The organism is Streptomyces sp. NPDC111744 (assembly GCF_055634995.1).
On record NZ_JBVKCG010000002.1, the window covers coordinates 479,491 to 502,183 of the forward strand.

General features: G+C 69.3%; 23 protein-coding genes and 4 pseudogenes. 16 read left to right on the forward strand and 11 right to left on the reverse strand.

Features of this window, described 5'->3' with window-relative positions; genetic code table 11:
* Positions 1–44: 44 nt before the first annotated feature.
* Positions 45–248 carry a DUF3500 domain-containing protein gene (locus ACZ7OO_RS06270; protein ID WP_471502350.1) on the reverse strand — a complete coding sequence of 68 codons (204 nt, stop codon included), beginning with the start codon at positions 246–248 and terminating at the stop codon, positions 45–47.
* Positions 249–510: 262 nt separating this feature from the next.
* Here ACZ7OO_RS06270 and ACZ7OO_RS06275 point away from each other — a divergent pair, with 262 nt between their 5' ends.
* Positions 511–1,917 (forward strand): cytochrome P450, encoded by a 1,407-nt coding sequence (locus ACZ7OO_RS06275; RefSeq protein ID WP_471502003.1) that lies wholly within the window; start codon positions 511–513, stop codon positions 1,915–1,917.
* A 36-nt stretch (positions 1,918–1,953) separates the two neighbouring features.
* Here ACZ7OO_RS06275 and ACZ7OO_RS06280 read toward each other — a convergent pair whose 3' ends face one another.
* Positions 1,954–2,433 (reverse strand): amidohydrolase family protein, encoded by a 480-nt coding sequence (locus tag ACZ7OO_RS06280; RefSeq protein ID WP_471502005.1) that lies wholly within the window; start codon positions 2,431–2,433, stop codon positions 1,954–1,956.
* A gap of 30 nt (positions 2,434–2,463) precedes the next feature.
* Between ACZ7OO_RS06280 and ACZ7OO_RS06285 the strand changes: the two genes are divergently transcribed.
* The 3 genes from ACZ7OO_RS06285 (at position 2,464) to ACZ7OO_RS06295 (ending at position 3,846) form a co-directional block, all read left to right on the forward strand.
* Entirely contained in the window at positions 2,464–2,604 is a 141-nt protein-coding gene (locus ACZ7OO_RS06285; protein WP_471502007.1) for a hypothetical protein, read from the forward strand.
* A 63-nt stretch (positions 2,605–2,667) separates the two neighbouring features.
* A complete protein-coding gene (locus ACZ7OO_RS06290; RefSeq protein ID WP_471502009.1) occupies positions 2,668–2,952 on the forward strand; it encodes a hypothetical protein in 285 nt (94 codons plus the stop codon).
* Between the two features lie 648 nt (positions 2,953–3,600).
* Positions 3,601–3,846, forward strand: coding sequence for a DUF5133 domain-containing protein (locus ACZ7OO_RS06295; protein ID WP_471502011.1), 246 nt, complete (start codon positions 3,601–3,603; stop codon positions 3,844–3,846).
* Between the two features lie 253 nt (positions 3,847–4,099).
* On the opposite strand, the gene ACZ7OO_RS06300 is transcribed toward ACZ7OO_RS06295, so the two are convergent.
* A complete protein-coding gene (locus ACZ7OO_RS06300) occupies positions 4,100–5,404 on the reverse strand; it encodes a cytochrome P450 family protein (protein WP_471502013.1) in 1,305 nt (434 codons plus the stop codon).
* Between the two features lie 227 nt (positions 5,405–5,631).
* Between ACZ7OO_RS06300 and ACZ7OO_RS06305 the strand changes: the two genes are divergently transcribed.
* Complete coding sequence (locus tag ACZ7OO_RS06305; protein WP_471502352.1) at positions 5,632–7,308, forward strand: FAD-dependent oxidoreductase; 1,677 nt, start codon at positions 5,632–5,634, stop codon at positions 7,306–7,308.
* Between the two features lie 47 nt (positions 7,309–7,355).
* The gene (locus ACZ7OO_RS06310; RefSeq protein ID WP_471502015.1) at positions 7,356–8,384 is read left to right on the forward strand and encodes an amidohydrolase family protein; all 1,029 of its coding nucleotides are present in this window, start codon (positions 7,356–7,358) and stop codon (positions 8,382–8,384) included.
* A 19-nt stretch (positions 8,385–8,403) separates the two neighbouring features.
* On the opposite strand, the gene ACZ7OO_RS06315 is transcribed toward ACZ7OO_RS06310, so the two are convergent.
* A complete protein-coding gene (locus tag ACZ7OO_RS06315) occupies positions 8,404–8,577 on the reverse strand; it encodes a hypothetical protein (protein ID WP_471502017.1) in 174 nt (57 codons plus the stop codon).
* 313 nt (positions 8,578–8,890) lie between these two features.
* Here ACZ7OO_RS06315 and ACZ7OO_RS06320 point away from each other — a divergent pair, with 313 nt between their 5' ends.
* The gene (locus ACZ7OO_RS06320; protein ID WP_471502019.1) at positions 8,891–9,148 is read left to right on the forward strand and encodes a hypothetical protein; all 258 of its coding nucleotides are present in this window, start codon (positions 8,891–8,893) and stop codon (positions 9,146–9,148) included.
* A gap of 102 nt (positions 9,149–9,250) precedes the next feature.
* Here ACZ7OO_RS06320 and ACZ7OO_RS06325 read toward each other — a convergent pair whose 3' ends face one another.
* Positions 9,251–10,753 carry an MFS transporter gene (locus ACZ7OO_RS06325; protein ID WP_471502021.1) on the reverse strand — a complete coding sequence of 501 codons (1,503 nt, stop codon included), beginning with the start codon at positions 10,751–10,753 and terminating at the stop codon, positions 9,251–9,253.
* A gap of 249 nt (positions 10,754–11,002) precedes the next feature.
* On the opposite strand from ACZ7OO_RS06325, the gene ACZ7OO_RS06330 reads away from it, so the two are divergent.
* From ACZ7OO_RS06330 to ACZ7OO_RS06360, 7 genes and pseudogenes are all read left to right on the forward strand, one after another.
* On the forward strand, positions 11,003–11,074 hold the full coding sequence (locus ACZ7OO_RS06330; RefSeq protein ID WP_471502354.1) for a hypothetical protein: 72 nt from the start codon (positions 11,003–11,005) through the stop codon (positions 11,072–11,074).
* A 93-nt stretch (positions 11,075–11,167) separates the two neighbouring features.
* Positions 11,168–11,956 carry an anti-sigma factor family protein gene (locus ACZ7OO_RS06335; RefSeq protein WP_471502023.1) on the forward strand — a complete coding sequence of 263 codons (789 nt, stop codon included), beginning with the start codon at positions 11,168–11,170 and terminating at the stop codon, positions 11,954–11,956.
* A gap of 570 nt (positions 11,957–12,526) precedes the next feature.
* Positions 12,527–12,955, forward strand: coding sequence for an ATP-binding protein (locus ACZ7OO_RS06340; RefSeq protein WP_471502025.1), 429 nt, complete (start codon positions 12,527–12,529; stop codon positions 12,953–12,955).
* 376 nt (positions 12,956–13,331) lie between these two features.
* Positions 13,332–13,541 (forward strand): annotated as a pseudogene (locus tag ACZ7OO_RS06345) (response regulator transcription factor); the annotation flags it as partial.
* Positions 13,542–14,031: 490 nt separating this feature from the next.
* Positions 14,032–14,187, forward strand: a complete 156-nt coding sequence (locus ACZ7OO_RS06350) for a DUF6131 family protein (RefSeq protein WP_352226037.1) — start codon at positions 14,032–14,034, stop codon at positions 14,185–14,187.
* A gap of 701 nt (positions 14,188–14,888) precedes the next feature.
* Positions 14,889–15,450 (forward strand): annotated as a pseudogene (locus tag ACZ7OO_RS06355) (sigma factor-like helix-turn-helix DNA-binding protein); the annotation flags it as partial.
* A gap of 481 nt (positions 15,451–15,931) precedes the next feature.
* On the forward strand, positions 15,932–17,137 hold the full coding sequence (locus ACZ7OO_RS06360) for a cytochrome P450 (protein ID WP_471502027.1): 1,206 nt from the start codon (positions 15,932–15,934) through the stop codon (positions 17,135–17,137).
* 337 nt (positions 17,138–17,474) lie between these two features.
* Here the strand turns inward: ACZ7OO_RS06360 and ACZ7OO_RS06365 are convergent, their stop codons facing one another.
* The 5 genes and pseudogenes from ACZ7OO_RS06365 to ACZ7OO_RS06385 form a co-directional block, all read right to left on the reverse strand.
* A complete protein-coding gene (locus tag ACZ7OO_RS06365; RefSeq protein WP_471502029.1) occupies positions 17,475–17,888 on the reverse strand; it encodes a VOC family protein in 414 nt (137 codons plus the stop codon).
* Positions 17,885–18,469 carry a dihydrofolate reductase family protein gene (locus tag ACZ7OO_RS06370; protein ID WP_471502031.1) on the reverse strand — a complete coding sequence of 195 codons (585 nt, stop codon included), beginning with the start codon at positions 18,467–18,469 and terminating at the stop codon, positions 17,885–17,887. The genes ACZ7OO_RS06365 and ACZ7OO_RS06370 overlap by 4 nt, the downstream gene beginning before the upstream one ends.
* Before the next feature lie 175 nt (positions 18,470–18,644).
* Positions 18,645–18,898: pseudogene (locus ACZ7OO_RS06375) on the reverse strand (IS256 family transposase); the annotation flags it as partial.
* Between the two features lie 244 nt (positions 18,899–19,142).
* Positions 19,143–20,309: a S1 family peptidase gene (locus ACZ7OO_RS06380; RefSeq protein WP_471502033.1), complete on the reverse strand. Its 1,167-nt coding sequence runs from the start codon at positions 20,307–20,309 to the stop codon at positions 19,143–19,145.
* 406 nt (positions 20,310–20,715) lie between these two features.
* Positions 20,716–20,808, reverse strand: a pseudogene (locus tag ACZ7OO_RS06385) (hypervirulence associated TUDOR domain-containing protein); the annotation flags it as partial.
* A 331-nt stretch (positions 20,809–21,139) separates the two neighbouring features.
* Between ACZ7OO_RS06385 and ACZ7OO_RS06390 the strand changes: the two are divergent.
* Positions 21,140–21,973: a SigB/SigF/SigG family RNA polymerase sigma factor gene (locus ACZ7OO_RS06390; RefSeq protein ID WP_471502035.1), complete on the forward strand. Its 834-nt coding sequence runs from the start codon at positions 21,140–21,142 to the stop codon at positions 21,971–21,973.
* 62 nt (positions 21,974–22,035) lie between these two features.
* The gene (locus ACZ7OO_RS06395) at positions 22,036–22,344 is read left to right on the forward strand and encodes a DUF5133 domain-containing protein (protein WP_471502037.1); all 309 of its coding nucleotides are present in this window, start codon (positions 22,036–22,038) and stop codon (positions 22,342–22,344) included.
* 69 nt (positions 22,345–22,413) lie between these two features.
* Here ACZ7OO_RS06395 and ACZ7OO_RS06400 read toward each other — a convergent pair whose 3' ends face one another.
* The gene (locus ACZ7OO_RS06400; protein ID WP_352224983.1) at positions 22,414–22,584 is read right to left on the reverse strand and encodes a hydrophobic protein; all 171 of its coding nucleotides are present in this window, start codon (positions 22,582–22,584) and stop codon (positions 22,414–22,416) included.
* Positions 22,585–22,693: the final 109 nt, after the last annotated feature.

Sequence of the window (22,693 nt, forward strand, 5' to 3'; positions counted from 1 at the left end):
CGCCTCCAGTTGACGGCGCAGTGGTGGCCGAACAGCTGCCGGCGTCAAGGGGCGGTGGGGCCGGGGTCGCCGTAGAGCGCGACGTTGTAGCTGAACTCGTTCAGGATGGTCTGCAGGCCCACCACCTCACCGAGGAAGCCGTTGATCAGCACCTCGTGCGCCAGGCGGAAGCCCTCGGGACTCAGCCAAGCCTGGACCAGCGCAAGGGCCTTCTGCCTGATCTCGGGCGGCTGGAACTCCAGTCGGATGCCGGTGTCGAGAAACTCAGCGCCAGATTGCGGGCGGCCGGCATCGGCGCTATCGCCGACCTGGCCAGACGATCCAGTGACTCAAGCCGGTCGAAGAACAGTCTGCCGAACTCGCCGACTCCGGTCATCCGACGGAGCCGGGCGACTGGACCGAGGCCCGCGAGCCGTGCAGTGACGTAAAGGTCACAAGGCGGCATCCTGCCGGGTGATGTTGGGCAGATAACTCGGCCGGATCAACCCTGACATGAGGAGCGTCAAGGCCGTGACCGCCTCACCCGCCACACCTGCCCCTGTCCCGACCGCGCCTGGCGGGCTCCCGCTGATCGGGCACGCCCATCATCTGGTACGGACCCCGCTGCCGTTCATCGCCTCGCTTCGCGACCACGGCAGCGTCGTCCGCATACGTCTGGGCCCGACCCCCGCATACGTGGTCACCGATCCTGCGCTCACCCGCACCGTACTGGTCACCGAGGCAGCACACTTCGCCAAGGGCGGAAAGATCTTCGACGTCCTGAGGGGTGTCTTCGGCGACGGTCTGGCCACTGTCGCCGACGGCGACACCCACCTGCGCAACCGCCGCCTGATGCAGCCCATGTTCAACAAGGCCCATATCGCCACCCGCGGCAACGCCATGATCGACCAAGTCAGGTCCATGGTCGGTGCATGGGGGGAGGACCAACTCCGCGACGTGTTCGCGGACATGAACGACGTCACCCTCGCCGCCTTCCTCGTCGCTCTCTTCGGCATGGATCTACCCGCGAACCTGCAAAGGGAGTTCACCGTCCTCATGCCCGTGATCATGAAGGGGGCGATCCGGCAGACCCTCCTGCCCCCCTGGCTGACCCGGCTCCCGCTGCCCGCGAACCGCGCCCAGACCCACCGGGTCGCCCGCCTGCGCGTCCTCATCGACCAGGCCATCGACCACCACTCCGGCCGGTCGGCGGGCACACCCCCCGTCACCGCCCACGATCCGGCCGAAGCTGCAGGATGCCCCCACAAGCCCGCCGCCGAAAACGAACAGGCCGGGTTGTTCGAAGCCCTGTTGACAGCCGGGGATCAGTTCACTCGCCGGCAGCTCCAGGATGAAGCCATCACCCTGATGAACGCGGCGATTGAGACCACGGCCACCACCCTCGCCTGGACCTTGTACGAGCTCACCCAACACCCCGAGATCGAACAGCGTCTGCGCGCCGAACTCGCTGCCGTCTGCACCGGCCGGCCCTTGCGCCAAGAAGACCTCGACCGGCTCCCCTACGCCCGGCAGGTCCTACAGGAAGCCGTCCGCAAATACGGGCCGGCCTGGATGGTGACCCGAATCGCCACCCGGGACATCGACCTCGGCGGACACCACATCCCCCAGGGCGCCGACATCGTGTGGAGCCCCTACCTCCACCAGAACGATCCCACCCACTTCCCCGAACCGGCCACCTTCGACCCCGACCGCTGGCCCCCCGATCGCGTACCCACAACCCGCGATTCCCTCTTCGCCTTCGGAGACGGCCGCCGCAAGTGCATCGGAGAGAACTTCGCCTGGACCGAAATGCAGATCATCCTGGCGACCATCCTGCAGACCTGGCCCCGGCTCCGCCTCGTCTCCCGCCCTCCCCGCCCTCAGACAGCCATCACCGTCAAGCCGGACAAACTGGCCATTTCCTTCGGAACTTCTTGATCGCCAAGCACATGTCCTGATCGTCTTCTGTGCTGGTTACGGCTTCGGGTCCCAGGTGCCGTCGAGCGGGATGCCGGCGGCTGCGGCGATCCGGTCGCGGGAATCGAGCAGGCGTTGCTTCAGCGGCGCCAGGTCGCCGTTGACCAGTGCGCCGTTCTGCTTGACGACGAGGACGGTGTCGACAATGCCGGGGTGGCCGGCGGTGACGATCGAGCCGGCCGGGTCGGTGACGGGGAAGACGGTCAGGTCGTCGGTGCGCAGCAGAATGATGTCGGCGTCCTTGCCGGGTGTGATGCTGCCGGTGCGGGCTTCCAGGCCGCAGGAGCGGGCGGCGTCGATGGTGGCGAAGTGGAGCGTCCCGGGCCCGCAGACCGCCGTCGAGGCCGCGCTGGGCGGCTGCTCGACCCGACCCGCTGTGTCGGACGGCGGATCGAGCTGGCCGGCGATGCACCTACTCCTCTGCAGATGGCGGCCGCGCTCGGCGCGGCGCTGGGGCGAGATGTCCAGTACGAACAAGTGCCTCTGGCGGCGATCGACAATCCGGACATGCATGCGATGTGGACGTTTCTGAACGGCCCCGGCTATAGCGCCGACATCGCCGGACTCCACGAGTCCCACCCGGAGATTGCCTGGACCTCCTTCGCGGACTGGGCGCAGGGCACGGTGGCGGCTGCAGGACGTGACTGACCGTCACCAGAGCTCGTCTGCGGAGGGTCTGCTCCAGCCCGAGATCACGCATAGGGTGCTGCCGTGAGCAGCGAAAGTGTGTATGCAGGCCGCTTCCTCGGGGAGTTCCAGGAGCTTGAGCACGGCCGCACCGACGGGCCCTCACTGAGGGATTGCGTGCGAAGAGAGGGCGAGGCGTATGAAGCGGACCTCGTTCGCTACCTGCGTGCCGGCTCGCTGTTGGCCGCGACCACCTCACGAGTCCACGACGTCGTCAGTTCCGGGAACGAGCTGATCGACGGCCTGCATCTCCTCACTGACGGCGAGTGGTTCTGGTACACGGACCTGGCGCACTACGTCGAGCGCTAGCACGTTCCGCTGGATGCCCGATTCGTCGACCACGCACATGGCCGCGGCTGGAGACCGCCTCAGCTGAGCGACGCCGAGCTCGTCCAGATCGCTGACGCCTTCTTCCCCGACGACGGCTCTGCACCCGTCGTTGTTGACGGTGGGCAGTAGAGAAAGTTCTGTGGGACGCCCGGAATCGGAGCCGCTTGACTCCTCAGCTGCCTGAGGTGCCTTTCCACCTGAACGGTTACAGGCGGCCTCAGCCGCCGTCACACGAGGTCGACACCAACTCCTGGCCCAGCCGGGCCGCCCGCCCGCACCGCGATCTTCGACTTCATCGAGGACTGGTACACCTCGACCGGAAACCCACCCGTTCGTGACCGCGATCGCGGGGCCGCCGACAGCGGTCGGTCGGCGGTCTCCTCCGAGCAGCCGACGTAGGTCACAGGCCCTCAGTGGCTCCGGCACACCTCCTCGGCGGGCGCCGTTCCTTCTGCCGAGCGAACCCTCGGCGCGTGCGCGCATACGGTGATCAGGCGGGGGCAGACGATTCGCCAGAGGACGTACTGCTCCGCCGCAACGGTGGCGTCACCGAGGAGTGCGTGCTGCTCGGTGGATACCGCGGGCCCGGTGCGTACGGCGGCCCGCCTCTCGAGAGAGGTTGTCATTGTGCTGCTGCCCGTGGAGAAGGAACTGCGGTCGGTGTTGGCCCGCTTCGCCGATGCCCGGTTCCGCCATGACCTCCACCCCACCGGTCAGTCCAGCCGGGAGCTGGAAGACACCTCTCACACGCTCTGCGCCATGACCGGCACCCAGTCGGTGGAGCACGCCCTCGCCGCCGCCGACGTGCTCCTGGACCAGTTGCGAGCGGACCGTCACGCCGCCACCAGGGTCGGCCAAACCCTGGCTGCCTGAGCCGCGCCGCCTCGGCGGCTCGGCGGCTCGGTGGCTCGGTGGCTCGGCGGCCCGGCGGCCCGGCGGCCCGGCGGCCCGGCGGCTCGACGGCTCGACGGCCGGATCGGGGCCCTGCGATGCGATGCTCCGGCTCCGCGACATCGCCGCCCGTGCGTGGCCCGGACGGGCGACATCCGAATGCGCCGTGACCCCGGCGTCGCGCCGGCCGTACCGGCGGCGCTCGGCGCCGCGGTCGCGGGCTACGCCCGTGATGTCACGCGATGTCGACCATCCCGGACGCCCAGTCGTCCAGAACCCTGGACGGGTCCAGGACGACGGGCAGTTCGGTCAGGCCCCGGAACGCGGGGAAGGGCACGGTGAGCCACTTGGCCTCGTCAGCCGGAACAGCCAGGGAGAGTTTCGGGAAGCGGCGGAAGAGCGAGGCCAGGGCGATCTGCATCTCCATCCTCGCCAGCGGTGCGCCGAGGCAGTAGTGCGGCCCCGTACCGAAGCCCAGGTGGTTGCTCTGTACGCCCGGCCGGGCGACGTCGAAGGTGTCGGGGCTCTCGAACGCGGCGGCGTCCCGGTTGGCCGAGGTGACCGCGATCTGTACCAGCGAACCCTTGGGAATGAGCGTCCCCGCGATGGTGATGTCCTCAAGGGCGTGGCGGAAGGTCGCGTTCTCGACCGATCCCTCGAAGCGGATGATCTCCTCGATCGCGTTCGGGAGCAGGTCGGGCGAGTCGATCACCTGCCTGAGCTGCTCGGGATGGGTGAGCAGGGTGTAGACGGCGTTGCCGATGAGGTAGGCGGTCGTCTTGTGGCCCGCGAACAGCAGCACCCACAGCGTCGACAACAACTCACCGTCCGTCAGCGACTCCTGTTCGTCCCGCGTCTGGATGAGGACGCTGAGCAAGTCGTCCTCGGGAGCCTTGCGCTTACGGGCGATCAGGACCTCGAAGTACTCCCGGAGAGTGTTCTCCGCCTCGGCCAGGTGATCCTTGTCCTTCTTGCTGAAGCCGGTCCGCGCGACGACACTGCACCACTGCTGGACCTCCTGCCGCTCCTCCTCGGGGACGCCGATGAGCTCGCAGATCACCTGCAGGGGCAGCGGGAAGGCGAAGGCCGACAGCAGATCGACGGGCTGCAGGGTGGAGCAGTTGTCGAGCAGCGTGTCGGTGAGCTCCTGGATCCGGGGGCGCAGCGCCTCGATACGGCGGGGCACGAAGGCACGGTTGACGAGCCGGCGCAGCCGCGTGTGCTTCGGCGGGTCGGCGAACAGCATGTTGTCGTCCAGGGCGATGGAGGAGTCGCCGAAGATGGACCGGTAGGCGTCGATGGCCGCGTACATGTCCTTGCTGATCCTCGGGTCGGCAAGGGCGGCCTTCGCGTCCTCGAACCGGGTGATCAGGTACGAGTGCACACCGTGGGGCGGGGTGATGCGGCAGACCGGCGCGTTCTCCCGCAGGTGCTGGTAGAGGGGGTGCGGGTTTGCCCGGTACTCCGGGCAACCACGGGATGCCGCGTCCACCGCCCGGGCTGTCTCGTCCGCGGTCTCGTGCTCCTGCATCTGAGTCATCGACGGCCCTTCTTCTCTTCCCACGGTGGTAGAGGTCGGCTGCAACGCTGGAATGCATTGACGCCACTCGGAACGGGAAAACGCGATTCACCCTGACGCGGACCCATGTCGTCGGCACGGTATGGAAGCGGAAAAGCAGAGTGCGCCGTCCGGGGGAAGGCTCGATTGCCGACCCCGGGTGCCTGTGACAGGTTCGGACCAGGGCCGCCATGAATGCGAATCGCTGCCTGAACTACCGCTGGGTCACTGGAGGAGGACGGGCCGTGGACACGCGCGACAAAGAAATGGTGCCGGTGTTGATCGTGGGCGGTTCGCTTGTCGGACTGTCCGCGTCGGTGTTTCTGGGAAGACTGGGCGTCAGCCATATGGTCGCCGAGCGCCGGGCCGCCACTTCCGAACATCCCCGGGGCCGGGGGAACAACATGCGGACGATGGAGTTGTTCCGCACCGCCGGGCTGGAACCGGACATCAGAAAGGCCGCGGCCGTCCTGTCCGGCAATCACGGCATCATGCAGACGGACAAGCTGTCGGGCGGTGAGAGCAGATGGCTCTCGGCCCGTCTCACCGGCGAAGCCCCCGAGACGAACGTGTGCTCCACCCGGCGGTGCGCGTGCAGCCAGAACGACCTGGAGCCGGTTCTGCTGGCACACGCCCGTGTACTGGGCGGGGACGTGCGCTTCGGTACGGAGCTGATCTCGTTCACTGAGGACCGGGACGGCGTGGCGTGCGAACTGCGCGAGCGGGAGAGCGGCCGGACGTACTCGATGCGCACGGCCTACCTCCTGGCGGCCGACGGGCCGCGCAGCCCCGTGCGCGAGCGTCTGGGCATCGGGCAGAGCGGCGGGGGCGACCTGTTCCACAACGTCAGCGTCACCTTCCGCAGCAAGGTCCTCCGTCAGGTGGTGGGTGACCAGCGGTTCCTCGTGTGTTACCTGAACGGGACCGAGGGCGAAGGGGTCCTGCTGCCCGTCGACAACGAGGAGAAGTGGGTTTTCCACGTCCCGTGGTTCCCCGAGCGCGGCCAGACGCTCGAGTCCTTCACCGACACGCGCATCGCCGACCACATCAGGGCCGCCGCCGGCGTACGGGACCTGGACGTCGAGGTCACGGGACGCGCCCCGTGGCACGCGGCGGACCGGGTCGCCGACCGCTACCGGCAGGGACGCGTCTTCCTCATCGGTGACTCGGCCCACGAGATGCCCCCCACCGGCGCCTTCGGATCCAACACGGGCATCCAGGACGCGCACAACCTCGCCTGGAAGATCACGGCCGTACTGCGCGGCTGGGCGGGAGAGGGTCTGCTGGACACCTACGAGACCGAACGGCGCCCGGTCGCCCTGGCCACGAGTGCCCGGGCCATCGAGCAGGCCGCACGCGAGCAGCACCCCGGGTACACCGCCACGCAGGGCACGGGCCAGAGCACGGACCTGATGACCGTGTCCCTCGGCTACCGCTATGTCTCCACGGCCGTATCCGGCGCCGACACCGACGCGCCGACCATCCCGCAGTCGCTTCGCCTGCTGGCGGAGCCCGGCACCCGGGCCCCGCACATGGCCGTGGTGCACGACGGGGACACCAAGTCGACCATCGACCTGTACGAGCGGTGCTTCGTCCTCCTTTGCGGCCTCGCGGACGGGCCGTGGCCGTCGGCCGCCCACGCCGCGGCGGCCAAGCTCGACGTCCCCCTGGTGTCCTACCGCGCCGGCGCCGGCCCGGACTTCGACCTCGACACCTCGCCCGCCCTGGCCGCCGGTGCCGAGGACTGGGCCGCCACGCACGGCGTCACCCCGCGGGGCGCGGTGCTAGTGCGCCCCGACGGAATGGTCGCCTGGCGCTCCGGCGACCTCCCCGCGAACCCCGAGGACGAGCTGACGCACGTGCTGCAAGGCCTCCTCAGCCGCTGATTCCGCTCTCCGCCGCCCTCGAACCGTCCACCTCAGGGAGCCCTTCCATGTCTCAAGCCGCCGAGACCACCGACCTGCAGGCTCCGGGCGACATGGGCCTGCGCACCGGGCCGAGCGCCGACGACGCCCGGCACCAACGGATAGACGTCCACCACCACTACACCGCCCCCGAATGGGTGCGGTGGGCCGAGAAGAACGGGATCGCGGACCGTGACAGGCTGCCGCCGTGGACCCGGTGGGACGAGGCCGCCGCCCTGGACCTGATGGATCGCACCGGCACGCGCACCAGCATCCTCACCGTCGCCATGCTGGGACGCTTCCAGGACGCGGCGACACGCAAGGAGAGCACGCGTGTCGCCCTCGAGGCCGCGGGCGACCTGACCGTCCGGCACTCCGGCCGCTTCGCCTTCTTCACACCCGTCTTCCTCGACGACGCCGAGCTCTCCCGCTGGTCCGTCACCCATGGGATGGACCAGCTCGGCGCGGTGGGCGTCAGTGCGCGCACCAGCACGGGCAGCACGTATCTGGGCGATCCGGGGCTCGACCCGATCATGGCTGAGCTCGACGAACGCGCCGCTGTGATCAGCACGCATCCCATGCAGGTGACCGCCTCCGGCGCCCCCGAGGGTGTACCGCCGTTCGTGTGCGACTTCCTCATGGACACGACCCGCGCCGCACTGAGCCTGATCATGAACGGCACTCTGGACCGTTTCCCGCGGCTCACGTTCATCCTCCCGCACGGCGGCGGGTACCTCCCCTACATAGCGAGCCGGATCGAGGTCTTCGGGAGTCAGCTCGTCCCGGCCGTCGATCCCGGCCGCGTCCGCGACTACCTGCACCGCTTCTATTACGACACGGCCGCGCCCATGTCCCCGTCGGCCACCCCCACTCTTCTGGCCGCCGCGGGTTCCTCCCGCATCCTCTACGGAAGCGACTGGCCGCCGACCCCCGCCCGGGTGGTCGCCGATGTGACAACTCCCGCTCTGGACAGGGATCCCGCCCTCGGCGAGCAGGAGCGCGGTCACATCAACCGCGGGAACGCCCTGCGTCTCCTGCCCGCCCTCGCACCGGCCTGAGCACTCCCCTTCGTGGCGTTCAGGTCTCGGCGCCGGCCGGCACGATGCCCGAGCCCTGCTCAAACGGCAGCCGGGCTGCCCTGGCGCAGTACTTGTTGTTTTGGAGCACCTGGTTGCCGCCGATGGTGAGAGCGCCGGCACGGGGCCTGTTCTGGTCACCGATCACGATCAGGCCGGCGCAGTTCCCGGTCATGTGGTTCCGCTGGACTGCTCGGGGGCGGCCTTCTTCTCGGGAGGCACGATCACCGTGCGGGACCCGACACCGCGGCACCAAGACCGTGTCACCGGCGCGGGCCGCGTTCACCGTTTCTGGATCGACTCCCCCGGGTGCACCGTCAGGGTTCGCGGTGACGCGGCCGGGAGGGCACCGGCGCCCAGGGAGGAGTACGGCGTCGAACGCGGCGTCATCGGCCGCGTATCGGCGGTGTCGGGACAGCAGCGGTGGCAGCCCGATCCGGCCGTACCTAGGCTCGCTGGTGGAAACGAGTCCGCGGGAAGGACACAGAATGCCTCAGGTAGACGAGGAAGAGATCCGCGTCAGCGCGATCGATACGGCGGATCAGCCCCGAACGCTCGGGCGTGTTCTGCGTTCCGCGGTCAAGGAATCCATGCTTCTGCCGGTGTTCCTGGTCCTCACCGCCATGATGGTGGCGCTGTGGCTCATGGGTATGCCCTTCATGCAGGCCTTGACCATTTCGACCGCGGTGAAGATTTCGATGGTCCTGTTCGAAGCGCGTCGACGGCCTTGCACGTCGAAGGACTGACGCCCGGCGCCCCTCTCCGTTCCGTCGTCCTGCGGCCAGGGCGCTTCTTCGGGTCGGGCGCCTCGCCCTTGGGCGGCGCGCTTCTCCGGTCCCCGCCCGGTCTCAGACCCCGCGACCCACCTTCTCGCCGGCCCCGCTCTCCCCGAGGCCCCGCGGCCCCGCCGCCGGGAGGTCGTCGCGTCCGGGACGCGCCCGGCGCTCCCGCAGGTCGGCCACCGCCAGGACCAGGGCGACGAGGATGATCGCCACGGCGGTGAGCAGCCCGAGCTGAAGGGCTGTCGTGGAGCGGCCCTGGTTGGCGACATGCGCGAAGTAGACAGAGCCGACCACGGCGATACCGGCGGCCGAGCCGATGCGCTGGCCGGTCTGCAGCACTCCGCCCGCCGCACCGGCACGTCGTACCGGCACGAGCGTGAGCGTGAGGGTCGTGTTGGGTGAGACCGTGAGTCCGGAGCCGATTCCGCCGATGACCAGCGGCAGCGCCATGGCCCAGCCCACGCCGTCCCCGGGCACCAGCTGAACGGCGACGACGACACCGAGCAGCCCGAGAGCCACCCCGCTCAGGCCGAGGACGACCAGGCTGCGGCCGTAGCGCATCACCAGCCGGCCCCCGATGGCCGCGCCGACCGCCGAGGCGGCCGCGAACGGCAGGATCGTCACACCCGCGGCGAGCGCGCTGTATCCCGCGGTGTTCTGCAGAAACAGTGACAGGACGAAGAAGATGGTGGTCAGCCCAGCGAAGAACATGAGGCTGATGAGAGCGCCGAGGGTGAAGGAGCGCTGGGAGAAAAGCCCGAGGTCGACCAGTGGTGCCTTCCCCAGGCGTCCCTGGGTCCTCTCCCACACCCAGAAGGCCCCGAGCAGCAGTGCGGCCACCGGAACCAGCAGCCACTTGGCCCGGCCCTGCCACTGCTGCTCCTGCACCAGGGGCAGCAGCAGGGCGAGTACGCCCGCACCGAGCAGCAGTACGCCGAACGGGTCGAACTTCTCCCGTCTGTCGTCAGGCACCGGGAGACGGGGCAGCAGCCGGTTCCCCGCGACGAGGGCCGCCAGCCCGATCGGCACGTTGACGAAGAACACCCAGCGCCACCCGTCGGCCGTGCCGAACGCGTGGATCAGCAGTCCGCCCGCCAGCGGACCCACCGCGGTGGACACGGCGACGACGCTGCCGTGGAAGCCGAACGCCCGGGCGCGCTCGGCACCCTGGAACATCTGCTGGATCAGCCCCGAGGTCTGCGGTGCGACCACACCGGCGGCCGCACCTTGGATCAGCCGGCACACCACCAGCCAGGTGGGGCCGGTGGCGAGGCCGCACGCCACCGACGCGGCCGTGAACACGGCGAGGCCGAACAACAGCGCCTGGCGGCGGCCCCGCAGGTCCCCCAGTCGTCCCGCCGGTGCCAGCGCGAGCCCGAAGGCGAGGGCGTACCCGGACACCACCCAGGACTGGGTGGCTTCGGATGCACCGAGTCCGCGCTCCATGGAAGGCAGTGCCACGTTGACGATCGAGACGTCGAGCAGCGAGATGAATCCCGCGGTCAGACAGACCCCGAGCGCTTTCCACCGCCGGTCGTCGAGAGCGGGCCGGGCCGTTTCTGTGGTCATGTGATCACGCTATGCAGCCGCGACCGGTCGCACCAGCCGGGGAAGGGCGCCGGGATGCGGGATCGTCGAGCCCGGCCTCCGCGCCCGGCACGGTGACGCGGCGGCCTCGGGGGCGGCACCGGGCCTTCGGATACCTCGGAGCGAGCCGCCGAGCAGGCGCAGGGCGAGGACGGGATCGAGCAGGCGCTGCAGAGCTGGGCGGTTGCCGACGCCATCCGCACGCTGCCCCCGGACCACCGAGCGGTCCTGCTGGAGACCTACTACCGGGGCCGGACCATGGCAGAGGCCGCACGGGTGTTGGGCAACCGCTGGGCACCGTGAAGTCGCGGACGTACTACGCCCTGCACGCCCTACGGCTGGCGCTGGAGGAACGGGGAATCGAGCCATGACCGTGACGTGCAGGAGGTGGCGACCATGAGTACGGAGCACGACCCGCTCCGGCTGGCCCTGGGAGGATACGTCCTGGGCACGCTGCCCCCGGCGGAGATGGAACAGATGCGCGTCCACCTCGCGGAGTGTGCCGAGTGCCGGGCCGAACACGCACAGCTGGCGGGACTGCCCGCGCTGCTGGCGACGGTGACCACAGCCGAGGCCGCAGGCGAGACGGTGCCGACAGCCGACGGGGAACTGGCCGACCGCCTGGTGGCACGGGCAGCCGAGAGCGCGCAGGACTCCTCGTCCGCACGACCCGCCGTGCCTGTGATGCAGCAGGCGCCGCAGGCGGGTGGTCTGGACAGGCTGCTCCAGCAGGCCGCGGCCCGGCGCCGCAAAACCTGGCGTCTGCAGCTGGCCGGCGCCGCCGCCTTCCTGACGTTCCTGGCGGCAGCGGTCTGCGGCACATGGCTGGCGGCTGTCGGCACGGTGGGCAGTCAGGCGACGCCACCCGCGCCGACCGCGCCGACACCCTTGCGCACCTTCTCCGGAAGCGATCCCGCCACCGGCGTCACCGCCTCGGTCAAGGTCTCGGCCTCTGCCTGGGGCAGTGTTCTGCAGGTCTCGGCCAAGGGGGCGCCCGCCGGAATCACCTGTCGGCTACAGGCGGTGGGACCAGGCGGAACCAGGGCGGACGGCGCTACCTGGCGGGCAGGCACATACCCGGCCGGCAGCACGATCCAGGGGACGGTTGCCATGTCTCCGGGAGCCATCGACCACTTCGAGATCCTCGCAGACAACGGTCAGAAGCTCGTCACGATCCGGGCGTGAGGCGAGGGAATCCCGCCCGACACTGCGTCGGGCGGGCTCCTGCCGCACCCACCGACTCCTGGGCTCCGGCCGCTCCCGTCACGCGGCTGCCCCCGCGGTGGCAGGCGCGGCGATGGGGGCCGGCGCCATGCACCTCAACCTCCACCGGAAGGTGGCCAAAGCCGGAGCCCCGGTCCTTCTCCCGGCGCGCCGACAGTTCCCGGGATCCGGCCGCCCTCGCCGCCGACTTCCGCGAACCGGCCCAGTGCTCAGTCGACTTGATGCGTGTGTGCACGACGGGTCGTGCACACCCCTCCGGGTGGCCGTCGCCACCCCCCTGGGCTTACAAGGGGCCGGCCGAGATGCTCCCCGTTCCTCGGTAAACAGAGCTCAGCCGGGCCACTGGCATTGACCTGCCCCAAAAAGAAGTTGGACAAAAGCTGCGAACAGCTCGAACCGTTCGGCATGCGTCGTCCGTGGAACTCAATGAGCGCGCCCATGCACAGGATCCGGTCCAGCGACCGCCCCTCCAAGTCGTAGGCGGCCTCCCACGTTCCAGCTTCCGCACCTCGACAGAAGAGCCAGAAGACCATGTCTGTGACCCATTCACCCCACCCGAGTGCACTCCTCTGCCAGCCTTACCGCCACGAGGCGCTGCTCACCCTGCCCGCGCAGGAGGCGCACGTCTCCGCCGCTCGTCACTTCGCGGCCGATCTGCTGGAGACTTGGAGTGTTCCCGCGAGCGAGCGGGACTCAGCCGTTCTCATCGTGGACGAACTCGCCTCCAACGCCGCCCAGTACGGCCGCGAGCGCATGACCGTGCTGCTCGTCCTCGACCGCGGCACTCTGCACATCGTGGTCAGTGACTCCGGCATGGCGGTGGATCGCCGTCGCCCCGACATCGCCCCGGACGAACACGGCCGCGGCGCCGGCATCGTCCAGTGCCTCGCCCAGTCGACCGAGGTCCACCAGTCGCGCGGCGGCCGCGAAGTCCGCGCCTGCCTGAGGCGCTCGGCATGACCGGCCCCGGCGTTCCGCACGGGCGGCGGCCCCTGGCCGGCGCCGGCACCACGGCGCGGCGACGGTTCACCGGGAGCGACTGCGGCACCGGGTCATCCGACGGCCCCACCGAGTGGGACTTCACGACGCACAAGCCGTGCCCCATCGACGGCTGTCCGGGCCGGCCCCAGGTGTCCGTGCGGTCGGCGGCAGACACACCTGCCCTCCATCACGACGACCGTGAACCCGAGCACGGCACGGTGCTGTCTACCACCTGCGGCGCCGGCCCTTGGGTACCGGCGGGGGCGTGAGCGTGGACGTCAACCCCGACAGCAGCGAGGACGTCGGCGCACCGCTCCCGCACAAGGCGTACCTGAACGCGCCCGACCTTCGCCGCGAAATGCGCCGACTGGCCTCCGATCCGGCGCCGGCCGCGGACGCCGGCGGACCCGACGCGCCCCGGCTCACCGACCGTGAGACGGAGGTGCTGCGACTGGTCGCCAAGGGCCTGAGCTACAAGCAGATCGCCGAGCGCCTGGTCATCTCCCACCGCACGGTCCAGAACCACGTCCAGAACACCCTCGGCAAGCTCCAGCTGCGGTGCCGAACGCGACGGCCGCCAGGCCAGGCCCGTCACCCGCCCGCCGGTCGACCCGGCGGCCGCCGAACGCGCCTGGTCGCTGCGTTGCCTACCCAGCCGGCAGCGCACCCTCCGGAGGCAGAGTCCGCGACACATCGGCTTGATCGGAAGAGACAGGCGACACCGACGCATCTGCGCGGAAGCGGGCAGCCTGCTCGCCGTACGCCCCCCGGCTGGCGCACTGATCATCCGGACGGCCAGTAGGCCCTAGATCAGAGAAGTGACCAAGCCGAATCTGATCGCGCCCGTCCAGATGCTCCGGGGTATCGCAGACCTCCAGGGCAAGTCCCGAGCTCCCTCAGAGCAGGCGCTGACCTGTCATGGTCGGGGTCCCGGTCGCCCGGTCAGTTACCGCACTGCGGCCGGTGGCCGCAGGAGGCATCTCCAAGGGCGTGCATCCGCGGAAGCGGGGTACTCGATGTACCGCGTACCGCGAAGGTTACCCGCTGGAGGAGTCATGATCGCTCTCGGTGTCATTCTGCTCATCGTCGGATTCCTCACCGGAATCGGCATTCTCTGGACGATAGGAATCGTCCTTCTGGTCATCGGGCTCATCCTGTGGATCTTGGGGTCCGTGGGCCATGCGGTGGGTGGTCGCCGCCACTACTGGTGACGCAGACTCGTCACCTCCGGTGCGCTCCTCGGCGGCGGGGGGCTCCGCAGCGCGGCCTCCGCGGGTCCTGCAACGAGATCCCGGCCAGTCCCCCGCCGTGTGGTCGGGCACCCCGGGGACGCTGAAGCACGACTGCGCACCGCGCCCCGCGCCGCGAGGCCGTCCTTCTTCCCGCGGCGCGGCATCGCCCGGTGTCGGCGTCGCGGGACTCCAGGTGACGCCGAGTTCCGCGAGCCGCTTTCTAAATACGCTTCGCTGCTCCTCCAGTTCCTGGGTCTGGGCGAGAGGACCGGGAGCAACGAACCGCCTCGCCGACGAGCACGGAGGCTAGGCCATGGCCGCGCCACTTCCGATCCAGGGTGACCCGGTCCATGCCGCCTGGGCCCGCTGCCCGGCGCCGGAAAGGGGCGATGCCCGTGACAGAGTGATCCGCGTGACGCCCGCATGCGGGCCGGACGCAGCGCCGCTCACCTACGCCGACAGCTTCGACGTACCGGTCCTGTTCCGTGACGGGCCCGCCAAGAAGCCGCGCTAGCGGTGGTGGACGGCCAAGCACCAGTCGTGGGCCGGGTCGGACGGGTTCCGGCAGTCGACGGGATTGGTGTGCGCGCCGGCGAGTCTCGGCAACGGGTGAAACGACGGCCACGGACGGCGGATGAAAAGTGAGCCACTCCGCGATCTCTTGATCATCCTGACTTCCGACCATGGCTTTCCTGGTCGTCCTCGATTCGATGACCCCGGCCGAGCGCGTCGCATTCGTCCTGCACGGCGTCTTCGGCTACCCCTTCGGCGAGGTTGCCGAGATCGTCGGCCGTACTCCGACAGCATGCCGCCAACTGGCCTCGTCCGCCCGCCGTCGCATCCGCACCGCGCGGAGCCCGGCGGGTCCGAGTGCCGGACGGGCCTACGCCATCAGGCAGTTCAAAACGGCGTGGGAGGCCAAGGACATCGACGCCCTGATCAGTCTGCTCGACCCCGATCCCGACGCCACCGACCTGCACCCGATCGTGGGCGGTGAGCAGATCGCGCATGCCTGCGCCGAGGTCGCGCGTGTGTCGGGCGACCGCACGACGTTCCTTGAGTGCACGGTCAACGGCCTGCCCGGCTTGGTAGCGCAGCAGGACGGCGACATCACGACGGTGTTCGCGTTTGACATCTCGGGCGACCGGAAGGCATATCTGGGCGGTGCGAAACCCCGAGAAGCTCCGTCTCTGGCAGATCAGCGGACGATCTTCTTCCCGCTCACGCGGCAGATGCAGGTGACTCTGGGGCGAATGGTCGATTCCGACCGGGGCTTCGCGGCCCACTACGGCGGCGTTCGCACCGGGCGGGCCTCTGCGGCCGGTGGGTGCGACACACGGCCGGAGGAATCGGTGGACGTGGACGTGGTCGCTCCCGCGGCCCCCTCGACCAGGCGCCCATCGACCACGTCACAGCCGCCGAATGGGCCGCCCGCCGACAGGAACTGGAGACCCGCGTGGTCGATAGTTGCTCCCCATGGGCCTGCCGCGGTGACGAAGCAGAGCAGCCGGTGCGAAGTGGACGTTCACGGGATGATCTTGTCCACCTGCCTGCGTCCGGGGAACCGGTGCCGTCGCGGCGGCCGGGCAGGGATCGACGGGGCTGTCCGCCGCGCCGCGCGGGAATCGGGCGGGAGAGCGCACTGGAGGTACAGCAGTGGCCCGGTGTCGCGGAGTGGCATATGCATGGAACAACAAATCAGCGAAAGAGGGAGAACGGTGCGATGACCTCAGGCGACGAAGCGATCACCTGTCCGTTCGACTTCAGTGAGGGCTTGGAGTTCGATCCCTCCCTGGCGGCGCTCATGGACCGTGATTCCATCGCCCGGATTCGGCTGCCGTACGGTGACGCCGATGCCTGGCTGGTCACCGGGTTCGAGGGGGTGCAGCAGGTGACCACTGATCAGCGGTTCAGCCGGGCGGGGATCATGGGATCCGACTTCCCGCGGCTGACGCCGGAGCCCATCGTCTCCGCCGAGTCGATCAATGTGATGGACCCGCCGCACAGCAGCCGCCTGCGGCATCTGGCGTCGCAAGCGTTCACCCAGCGGCGGGTGGACGCGATGCGTAAGAGGATCACCCGGCTTGCGGACGCCTTGCTCGACGAGATGGCCGAGCAGGGACCGCCGGCGGATCTCGTAGGCCATCTGTCGGACCCTCTTCCCCAGCACACCGTCTTCGACCTTCTCGGCATTCCCCGGGACGACTGGGGCCGGATGCAGCAGAACCTGCAGCGACTGCTCGCCACTGGCCCGGACAGCCGCAAGACCGCCGCAGCCGCCAAGGCCGAGCTGCGGGAGTACTTCGGCGCGCTGGTCGAGCAGCGGCGGAGTTCTCCCGGGAACGACCTGATCAGCGCGTTGGCGTCCGCGAAGGACGGCGATGACGCGCTCGACGACCAGGAAGTGGCGGTCATGGCGCTGACGCTGACGCTCAGCGGGCAGGACACGGCCACCTGCCAGATCAGCGACATCTGCTACCTCCTTCTGACCCGCCCCGAGCTGATGAAGCGCCTGATCAGTCGGCCGGAGTCCCTCACGGACGTCCTGAATGAGCTGCTCCGCGTCATCCCCTTCCGCAAGGGGGTCGGTATTCCCCGGGTGGCACGGGAGGATGTGGAGATGGGCGGGGTGCGGATCCGAAAGGGTGACTTCGTCCATGTGTCGTACCTGACGGCGAACCGCGACCCGGAGCGGTACCCGGATCCGGATTCCATCGACCCGGACCGGTCCCCTGCACCGCACATGACCTTCGGCTGGGGCGGACACCGCTGCATCGCCGTACCGCTGGCCATGGCGGAGCTGGAAGTGGCTGTCGGGCGGCTGCTGGATCGGTTTCCGGGGTTGCGGCTGGCGGTACCGCCGGAGGAAGTGCGCTGGGACACGGAGACGATCCGGCGCTTCCCGATCGAGTTGCCCGTCGCCTGGTAGGGGGCTGACCGGAGGTCGGCTCCGCTGAGCGCCTGTGGGGGGGCGGCAGGGTCGTGCCTTGCGTGGTCCGAGTAAGGGCGTGCAGATCTTTGACCCTGAGTCTCTGCTCGCTGATCTACCGGTCTGGCACGAGTGGGTTGGAGGGGCAACGGGCCGCGGCGGCAGCCAAGTTCAGGGATGAGTGCCTCTGTGTGTCAAGTAGCCCGGCCTCAGCGAGGGCCGTGTGACGGCCTCGGACAAGTAACCGTCCAGACCTGTGGTTGGGGTGGGATGCCACCTCACGTGGCGCCGCGGTCGCGCCGAGGGGAAGCTTCGTCACTCCGCAGACCGTGGCCCCTCAGGCGAAGTCTGCTGCGGTGATGCCGTCGGGATGTCCGGACGGCCACTCCACCAACTCGATCCGGTAACCATCCGGGTCCGTCAGCCACGACGTCTTCGGGCCGTGAGGGCCGCCCGGGTACTGGAGGGGTTCGGGCCGCAGGCCGGCTTCGGTCAGTGTCTTCAGGGTGGTGGCGAGCTGCTCCACCTGGATCGCGAGGTGGTCGAAACCGCTGCCCACGTCGACCGGTCCGTCGCCGGGGCGGTGGACCAGTTCGAGCGAGGCCGCCGGTTCGTCGGGGAACTTGAGGATCACGAGGCGAGCCCCGTCGCCGCCCTCGACCCTGCCCAGTTCGGCGTAGCCCAAGGCGGTGTAGAAACCGAGCGAGCGGTCCAGGTCGGTGATGCGGTAGGAAACGAAGAGTGTCTTCACGCCGCCTCCTCGGGTCGATGCACCCGGTAGCGGAGATGCGTGACGTCTCGATCCTCTAGCCGTCGGACGAGGTCGAGTTCGATGTGATCGCCACCCAGGTGGTCGAACAGCCGTCGGCCGTCCCCGAGGAGGACCGGCACCAGGTGGATCTCCATCTCGTCCATCTGCCCGGCTCGCAGAAGTGCTTGGGCCGCCCCCGCCCCATGGACCATGACCGGCCGGTCCCCTGCGGCTGCGCGAGCCTGACGGGCGCAGTCCTCGACATCGGTGACGAAACGCGCGTGGCCGGGTGGCACGTCGCCGTCATCCACCTGGTGGGTGAGGACGAAGATCGGCACGCCGTCGTGATGGTCGCCCTGCCAGCGCCTGGCGAGTTCGAAGGTCCGACGGCCGGAGATCAGCGCGCCGGTCGCCAGCGCCTCGCGGTAGATCTGGCCGCTCGGACCGTCGGACTCCCGGTCGTCTTGCCAGTTGAAGAGCCGTCCACCGTCGCGTCCGAGCTCCTGCCCGGGCCGATCGTCCGGGCCGGCGACATAGCCGTCGAGCGACATCGACATGTACAGCCGAATCGGATTGTTCACCCTGGCCTCCGTCTCTCCTCCATCACACCGGGATCCGGCGTTTCCTGATCCGCCGACGGGGTGCCCTTTTCACAAGGAAGACTTCAGGCAACCGGCAAACTCATCGGCCCGACGCGCCGGCCTGCCGCCGGGCTGAGGGGGCGGCAGTCATCTGCCGTGGATCAGTTGAGGTCGTTCAGGCCGCGCGGCTCTCGGAGCGTTCGACGAGGTGGCCGCGCTCGAAGCGGGCTCCGGCACGGACCAGGGCGACGAGGTGGGGTGCGTTCACCGGCCACCACCGCTGCTCGGCGGACTCGACGAGCTTGAAGGCCATGGCCAGGGCGGCGGCCGCACTGCCGGCGCCCCGGGTGACCTTGGTCCGCAGCCGGACAGTGGCGAAAGTCGACTCGATCGGGTTCGTGTGCGCAAGTGGATCCAGTGCTCGGCGGGGGGAACTTCGACGAGTTGCCTGACCTGTATGGGCGAGCTCCCCGATGTCCGGCATCCGATGGTGACGCCGGAGTCCGAGCCGTTGACGAGTCGGCAAGCGCTCCAGGAGCACTTCACGGTGGCGCCGAAAGTTCGGGAGTCCTTGCCGAAGACGTGACACCGGGGCCCGGCGGCGTCGGGCGGAACTTGTCCGCGAGGCGCCGCCGGGCCCGGCCGGCCGGGGCCGCCGTCGTAGGTGGACGGGTCAGGCGGTGTGCAGCGTCAGGCCGTACCGGCCGAGGATCTCGTTGACGGGCTGGAACCAGGTCTCTCCCCCGCTGCTGCAGTTGCCCCAGCCGCCGGAGGTGACCCCCTGCGCCTGGTCGCCGCTGATGAACGAGCCGCCGGAGTCACCGGGTTCGGCGCACACGTTGGTCTTGGTGAGTTCGTGCACCGCGCCCTGGCTGTAGTTGACGGTCTCGTTCTGGGCGAGGACCGTGCCGCAGTGCCAGTGCGTCGTCGATCCCGAGCGGCAGATGGAGGCACCGACGGGTGCCACGGCTGAGCCTCGCACCAGCTGGTCGGAGACGGTGCCCCAGCCGAGCACGACCGGAACCGTCCACCAGCCGCTGCCCACGTTGACCCAGGCGTAGTCGTTGTCCGGGAAGGAGGAGCCCTGGAAGTTGCCGATGTAGCTGCCGTCCCAGCCGCTGACGCCGGCACCTGGCTGTGCGCAGTGCCCGGCGGTGACGAACCCGCCATACACGGAGAAGCCTATGGAGCAGCGGACGTTGCCCGTGTAGTACGGGTCGCCGCCGACGGTTCCGGCGGCGAGGGTCTTCGGCGCGCCGGGGGTCTCCCTGACGGCGATGGGCCCCGCTGTGCGGGCGCGGGCGAGGAACTCCCGGACATCGTTGTCAGCCTGCTCGCCGCCGGCGACGTTCACGACCACCGTGTTCGCCTTGGGGTCGACGTGCCAGCTGCTGACGCCCGCCGGTGCGGGGAGCCTGTCGAGCCGTGCCCGGGTGGCGTCGAGTTGCCGCGCGCTGTGCGCGACGGTACGGACGGTCGCGCCCGTGGCTCGTACCGCCTGTCGGGTCGCGGCGGACGCGTCCGGGGTGACGCCGACGGTGAGTGTGCCGCGGCCGGCGTCGAACCACGAACCGCCGAAGGAGGTTCCCGCCGCCCGGCGGGCCTTGGGTTCCGCGGTGGTGGCCCGCTGTTCGGCGGCCAGCCTTGCCTCGGCCTCGGCCTTCGACAGATGCAGGTCTCGCTGCATCGCGGAGAGGAGACCGGCCGAGGCGGGCGCCGCGGTGGTTCTGGTGGGGGTCGGGGAGTCGTCGGCTGAAGCGGGCAGGGTCGCGGCGGTGGCGCCCGCGCCGAGCATGAGCAGCACGGCCAGGCCGGCATGCATGAGTCTGGTGCGTCTCATGGGGGGGTTGCCCTTCGTCGTTCCAACTGGGGTGGGGTGGAACAGCAGAGCTGTGAGAGCGCTCTCAGCGCTGTGGCAGGGCAGAGCCTAACGGTTGATCATGGGCAGGTCCATGCCAATGCAGGGTTCAATAAGCGCCATGCGCTGCCCATGCCAAGAGGCGGACTGCTCGGCGACGCCGTGCAGAACCACCCAGCAGCTCTCCTCACAGCGACGGACTTCGACGCGCCGACCCGCGGTTACTGCCGTAGCAGACCTGTCATGGCGCGCTACAGCGACGCGTTGGCCGGCACGCCCGACGTATGGACAGATTGGCTGCACAGTGCCAAGAGACGGACGCCGACCGTGTGGAGCGATCCGCACTTGCGGCACGGGCTTTGTGGGCGCGTTGGGAACAGTGCGGCGCCAATCCGGACGGGCCGGACTTGCCACTGCGCACCTGGTACTGCGGCTCGTTCGGCGACGCATCCACCGGGCGGCCTGCGGCCTCGTACGCCTCTCCTTCACATACAACGGACCCAAGTCCTGTCCGGGGGCCGAACCCCCGCACGCGCGTGGTCAATCGCCGCTTGTCGAAACCACCGGGCACCCACTGCCGTGAAGCCTTTTACCTGTCCCAGGACACTGTGTTTACCGCTCGCACTCAAGGGCAGGCGAAGTCAAGTGCTTCGGACCGGAGGCGCATGCCCAGCGGGAAACCACTGAAGCTGCCTGCACCCTCCCGGGACAGGGCACTTCTCCGTTGCGGCACCCCCTGACAGAACCTTCAGGACATGTCCGGAACCTGAGTTCCGGACTTTCTGGAAAAGCAGTCCAGGAGTGATATCCGCGTGGCCTCCTACATTTCGTCCATTTCTTCGCGCCCTTCACGCACGCCCGCCCCCACGACCCGGGCCCCGTCCCGGCGTTCGCACGACGACGCCCCCGATACGGCCTCTCTCTTCGCCCGTCTCACCGCTCTCGGTGACGGCCCCGAGCGGGATGCCCTGCGCGACGAACTGGTGGCCGCCTGGCTGCCCATGGCCCACCGCATCGCCGGCCGTTTCCGTGACCGCGGTGAGTCCGTCGAGGACCTGCGCCAGGTCGCCGCGCTCGGCCTGGTCAAGGCCGTCGACCGCTACGACCCCTCCCGCGGCGCCTTCGAGAGCTACGCGGTGCCCACCATCACCGGCGAGGTCAAGCGGCACTTCCGGGACCGGATGTGGGCGCTGCGCGTGCCCCGCCGGGTGCAGGAACTGCGCAACCGGGTACGGGTGGCCCGCCGCGAACTCACCCAGAACCCCGGCTCAGCCGAGCCCACCGTCGCCGACCTGGCCGCCCACACCGGCCTGACCGAGGACGAGGTCTCCGCCGGTCTGGAGGCCCTGGAGAGCTTCAGCACCCTGTCCCTGGACGCCGAACTCTCCGCCGGCGAGGACGGCTACAGCCTCGCCGACACCCTCGGGGGCTCCGACGGCTCCTTCGACACCGTCATCGACCGGGAGGCCGCCAAGGAGGGGCTGCGCCGGCTGCCCGAGCGCGAGCGGGCCATCCTCTACATGCGCTTCTTCGAGGACATGACACAGAGCCGGATCGCCGACCGCCTCGGCATCTCCCAGATGCACGTATCCCGACTGATCAGCCGCAGCTGCGCCCAGGTCAGGAACGAAGCCCTGGATCGGTGACGTCTCCCCCGCAACCCGCATGCCCCATCGCCCCTGCCGCCCGGATCCGAAAGGACCGTCCGATGCTCATGCCCCACCCCACGACACTGCGCAGACTCCTCAAGGAGTACGAAACGCTTCTCGCGACGGAGACACTCACCGAGGACACCGCTCTCGCCCCACGCCTGCAGGACCTGGCCTACACCCTTTGTGTATCCACCGGAACGCGGGATATCACGCACGCTCTCCAAGCGGCCTACGAATACCTTGACGAGACGATCGACAGCATCGAGGGCGCAGACGTCGTGACCGGCGCGAGCCGGGTACGGGAAACCTTCTCTCCCGGTCGAATCGTCCACGCCGCAGGCGACAGCGTCCTGCCGCAGGGCTGACCGGCCTGCCGGGCGGACGACGTATGGCCCGGCCATCGGCCGGGCCATACGCGCTTGGCTGCTTTCAGATCACCATCGATACCATCGGCCGCGGCCACCGCCGGCAGTGGTAGAACGCATAACGAAACCGAGCAGCCAAAGCACCAGAACCGCTACGGCGATCCACCAGAGAACCTTTACGGCGAAGCCCGCCCCGAAAAGAATCAGGGCAAGCAAAAGAACCAGCAACAAGGGAACCATATTTATGTACCTCCTGCTTTCGATTTCCCCTTCATCGCCCTTTTACTCACGTTGAAGAAGGGGGGTGAATTGAGCTGCGGCAGCTTGGGGTACCCGGCGTGGGCCCACC